The organism is Mycobacterium sp., assembly GCF_036273375.1.
Lineage (GTDB): Bacteria > Actinomycetota > Actinomycetes > Mycobacteriales > Mycobacteriaceae > Mycobacterium.
Genome location: NZ_DASUHS010000199.1, coordinates 1 through 4,625, shown reverse-complemented (window position 1 = coordinate 4,625; position 4,625 = coordinate 1). Strand labels below are relative to the sequence as shown.

At 68.2% G+C, this 4,625-nt stretch carries 4 protein-coding genes and 1 pseudogene; 3 read left to right on the top strand and 2 right to left on the bottom strand.

What is annotated here, in order from left to right; translation table 11 throughout:
• The first annotated feature begins 207 nt into the window (after positions 1 to 207).
• Positions 208 to 495, top strand: a complete 288-nt coding sequence (locus VFW69_RS18305; RefSeq protein WP_526503175.1) for a transposase — start codon at positions 208 to 210, stop codon at positions 493 to 495.
• A 53-nt stretch (positions 496 to 548) separates the two neighbouring features.
• Positions 549 to 782: pseudogene (locus VFW69_RS18300) on the top strand (IS3 family transposase); the annotation flags it as partial.
• 167 nt (positions 783 to 949) lie between these two features.
• Here VFW69_RS18300 and VFW69_RS18295 read toward each other — a convergent pair.
• Together VFW69_RS18295 and VFW69_RS18290 are read right to left on the bottom strand one after the other, a co-directional pair.
• A complete protein-coding gene (locus VFW69_RS18295; RefSeq protein ID WP_526503173.1) occupies positions 950 to 3,310 on the bottom strand; it encodes a site-specific integrase in 2,361 nt (786 codons plus the stop codon).
• On the bottom strand, positions 3,307 to 4,407 hold the full coding sequence (locus VFW69_RS18290; RefSeq protein ID WP_526503171.1) for a site-specific integrase: 1,101 nt from the start codon (positions 4,405 to 4,407) through the stop codon (positions 3,307 to 3,309). Before VFW69_RS18290 ends, VFW69_RS18295 begins: the two co-directional genes overlap by 4 nt.
• Before the next feature lie 37 nt (positions 4,408 to 4,444).
• Between VFW69_RS18290 and VFW69_RS18285 the strand changes: the two genes are divergently transcribed.
• A partial coding sequence (locus VFW69_RS18285) for a DDE-type integrase/transposase/recombinase (RefSeq protein WP_526503169.1) occupies positions 4,445 to 4,625 on the top strand: 181 nt, incomplete at its 3' end.

The window sequence follows — 4,625 nt, the reverse complement described above, 5'->3', positions numbered from 1 at the left end:
ACACCTGTACATCTCACTCAACCAGCCGGCGATCCCCGCGCCGGGCGAGTGCGTACCCAATGTGGAGCTGTTCCGGCGGCTGGCCAAGACCATGGGTTTCAACGACGACTACTGGAGCCGCACCGACGAAGAGATGCTAATTGGACCGTACCCGATCTTGTAGACACTCGGTTGTGACTGCCGCTGATTGCCAGCGGAGGAAATCGCGTGGCGACACGCCGAAGCTTCACCCAGGAATACAGGGACCAGGCCGTTAGCCTGCATCTCGATTCGGGCCGATCGATCGCCGAGGTGGCGAGAAGCATCGGCGTCCACGAGATGACGTTAGGTAAATGGGTGAAGAAAGTGAAAGACAGCGGGCGGGTCCAGGACAAGGATCTGTCCGAGACCGAACGTGCCGAGCTGGAACGGCTCCGCAAAGACATCGCCGTTCTGAGAATGGAGCGTGATTTCGCAAAAAAAGTAGCAGCCTGGTTTGCGAAGGAACAGCCGTGAAATACGCGGCGATCGCGAGCTGGGCTGATGCCAAGGAATTCCCGGTCACGTTCATGTGCGACCAGCTCAAAGTGGCCCGCCAAGGCTACTACCGGTGGCGGACCGACGGGCCGTGCGAGCGCGAGCGCACCGACGCCGAGCTCACCGAGACGATCCGCGAGATCCACCGCGACCTACACGGCCACCCCGGCGTGCGCCGGATCTGGGCCGAACTCATCGTGCGCGGTGTCCGAGTCGCCGCCAAACGGGTCTGGCGCCTGATGAAGACCGCCGGCCTGCGCGGACGCCACCCGCGGGCCTGGAAGAAGACGACCGTCGCAGGTCGGCGGCCCATCGACGCCCCCGACCTGATCGGGCAGGACTTCACCGCCACCGAGCCCGACGTCCGCTGGTGCGGGGACATCACCTGCGTCCGGACCCTCGAGGGCTGGGTCTACACCGCGATTCTGTGGAATCAGCGACCTGCTGGTTTGCCCTGTCGGACGTCGATGATCGGTAGCAGGGTGGTGGTTGTTGGCAGGTGGATCTGGCGTGGGGTGGGTCCGGCTGGGGTGGGGATGTCGGCGAGGCGGTCGAGCAGGCTGTCGAGCGCGGATTGGCCGTCGTCGACGGCAGCGCGTTCGTCGTCGGTGAGCGGGATGGAGGCGAGCATGCGCTGCAAGTTGGTTTTGGCCTCGAGGAGTTGGGCCTTGGTGGAGTCTTTGGGGGTGTAGAAGTCGCAGCGTGCGCAGGCCATCCGGTGGGGGCATTGCTCGAAGAAGCTGTAGCTGCACCAGCCGTGTCCGAGGTCGTAGTGCTGCCAGGGCTGGTCCTGGGCGGCGGCGCCGGAGGTGACGGCGTCGCGGTCGAGGAGGACTTCGATGGTGCGCACGTTGCGGGCGAAGTACCCGGCTTCGGTGTAGGCCTTGGTCAGGGTGTTCGGGGTGATCTTCGCGTAGTGCTGGGTGCTGAGCGGGCTGCGGTGGCCGAGCCAAGCCTGCAGCTCGAACAGGGTCATCGGTTCCTTGGCGTTGTAGAGCTGGCTGGCGATGGTGGAGCGGGCTCGGTGGCTGGTGATGTTGCCGCGGACATCAGCGGTGGGCACCCCGGCCTTGGCGCATAGCACCGGGATGAGCGTGCGGTTGATGTAGTGCTTGGCCACGGGGTGCGCGCGGGTGGAGAAGAGCAGGTCAACGTGTTCGCTGGTCTTGTGGTCCAGGCGCATGGGCTGAGCGGGACGCTCAGCCTGCCAGGCCTCGATCACCTGACCGACGATCGGGTCCACGGGTTTGGTGAACGCGGTGCCGGTCTTGTGCACGGGGACGTCGAGCAGGCAGACGGCCTGTTCGGCCAGTACCTCGCGGGAGTCGCCGGTGATGGGCGCTCCGTCGCGCTGCCAGCGGATGCAGCCGACCCGCAGCCGGGAGAGTTCGTCGCTGCGCAGCCCGGAGAACAGCCAGGCCAGGGCCAGCGCGCGGATGAGCGCGAGGGGGTAGTAGCCGCCCGTCGAGGTGCCGGGGAGGTCCTGGGCTTGCAGGTTCAGTCCGGCCCAGAGCAGCTTGGCCCAGACGTCGTCGGCGATCACGCGGGGATCGGTACCGATTAGCGCGGCGACGCTGCGGGGTACCGCCAGTGCCCGGGTCGGATCGAAGCGGCGTGGGATCCACTCCCATTCCTGCAGGTCGCGGAAGAAGGCGCGGGTGCCCATGAGCATGTGGGCCTTGGTGCGTGGGGCGAGCGGCGCCCCCACCCGGTCGTGCAGGTGGTCGCGTCGCTGGACCCAGTCGCCGACGGCCATGCGGTCCACCGCCGCGACCCAGGCCGCGCAGGTGGCACGGGTCCATTGGCTGGGGTCGCTCGCCTCGGGATGCTCGGCGGCCAGCCACCGCCCCGCCTTGGCCACGTTGACCCGGATGTTGGCGCGCACGTCCGGGCTCAGCGTGGAGGTGTCGTGCCAGCGGTCGAGGTAGTTCGCCCAGGTGGAGGGCACCCCGGCCAGGGTGGGGGCGTGGTTGAAGCCGGTCCGCACCGGTGGCTGGCAGTGCCCGAGCTCAGCCACGGCCCGCTGCAACGCATAAAGGGTGCCCGAGTGGTGGCGTCCGGTGGTGGCCGGGTGTGCGTGCAGACGGGCGAAGGCCTCGGTGCTCAGATCGGCCAGGCGGGGACTGCGGTTGATCAGCAGGGCCTGGGCGAGGATGCCGGGAAGCCGGTAGCGGCCGTCCTCGCGGGTCTGGCTGCGGTAGCCCCAGCGTTGCATCACCTCGGCTACCTGCTCCATCGCCACCGTGACTGGCTCGGACCCGAAGATGAGGTGGGTTAGGTGCAGACGGTTGAAGGCGCCCAGGTGCTGGAACTCGGCGAACTCGCCCAGCAGATAGCCCAGCGCAACCAGGAACGGGCGCACGGTGGTCTGGGTCGGCACCGGCTGGGCGGCGCGGAACTCCGCACTGCTGGCACCGGCCAGCCTCGCCCAGTCCCACGCTGTCCAGCCCCACCACGATCGGCCCAGGGCTGCGCAGTTGCCCAGCACAATCGCGCAGGCGTGCAACCCGGCCCGGCGAAAGGCCACGTCATCACCGTGGTGCAGCAGGTCCCGCGCCGCGTCCAGCGGCTCGACCAGACGCGACAGCGCCCGCCAGCAGGTGGCGGTTCGCCGCGGGATGCCGACCGAGCGGTTGCGTCGCAGGGCTTGGGCATCCAGCGCGGCCAGTGCCTCACTCTCCCCAGCCAGCAGCACGGCGCGCCGGTCGAAGCCGCCCACATCCAGCAACGGCACGAACCCGGTCGCGGCCGGTGAGACGCCGCCGTTGCGGCGCTGCGATACGCCCGTGGTCATGCCCTGTCCCCGTCAGCGGCGGTGAGCATGCCGATCCGCCAGGCGTGTAGATGTGACATTGAGGCGTTCAACCGCGTGGATAACTCCCGCCCGGACAAGTGGATGTAGCGCATCGTCGACTCGGTGCTGCGATGACCGGCGAAAGACGCGATCGCGTGGATCTCCCAGCCCATCCGGGCCAGGTCCGTCAGGCACAGGTGCCGCGTGGTGTGCGTGGAAAACCGCGGTACCTCCGCCGCCAGCGCAAGGCGGCGGACCACCTTCGACCAGGTCCACAACGTCAGCGGCTGGGCGTGGTTGCGCCGCGATTCCGACAAAAATAGCGGACCACGCGCCCGGCTGATGGCGCCACGGTGCCGCAGGTACTGGCCCAGCAGCACACCGGTGGACGCCGAGTACGGCACCACCCGCTCCCGGCGGGTCTTGGTCGTCTCGGCCCGCACCCGCAGCGTGCGATGGGCAGGATCCAGATCATCGGTGCGCAGCGCACACAACTCCTCGCGGCGCAGTGCCGCGTCGTAAGCCAGCGCGAGCATGACCCGGTTGCGGACCGGCTCGAGCTGGAAGGCCTCCAGCACCCGCAGCCATTCCGCCTCAGCGGGAATCCACGGCAGCTTGACCAGGCGCGGCACCAGACCACGAGCCGATCCACCCCGACCCCGCCCCGAGGCGTAACGACCCCGACCAACCGGGTTGGACTCCCGCACACCCTCCTCAACCAGGAAGTCGTAGAACAGCCGGACCGGCACCAGGCGCTGCTGCAGCGTCGCGTTGGCCAGACCGGCGCCCGAGTCCAAGGCGAGTACGTTGGCGCCTCCTCGACTGGGCCGACTGGTCAACTCCCGCACGAACGCCGCCACCTGGCTGCGGTTCGCGGTCAACGGGTCAATCCCGTCCCGCTCGCACGCCTGCAGATACTCGGCCAGACCACGGCCATACGCGTCGAGCGTGCGAGGCGCCCGTCCCAGGTCCGACCAGATCTGCAGCCACTCGGCGGCCCGCTCGCACCGTCCCAGAACCGGCCACTTCTCGATGATCACCACGGTCACGAACACGCTCAACGGGATGGCACCACCACCGGTGCGCCCCTCCCGCAAGATCCACTCCGGAGGGTGATTCCACGTAACTTATACCGTGATCGACCTGCACTCCCGCAAGGTCATCGGCTACGCCGTCGCCGACCACCTCCGCACCAGCCTGATCATCGAGGCCCTCGCCGCCGCCCTGGCGACCCGCAAACCCCCGACCGGGGTCATCTTCCACAGCGACCGCGGCTGCCAATACACCTCACAAGAATTCGCTGGCTTCTGCGCCA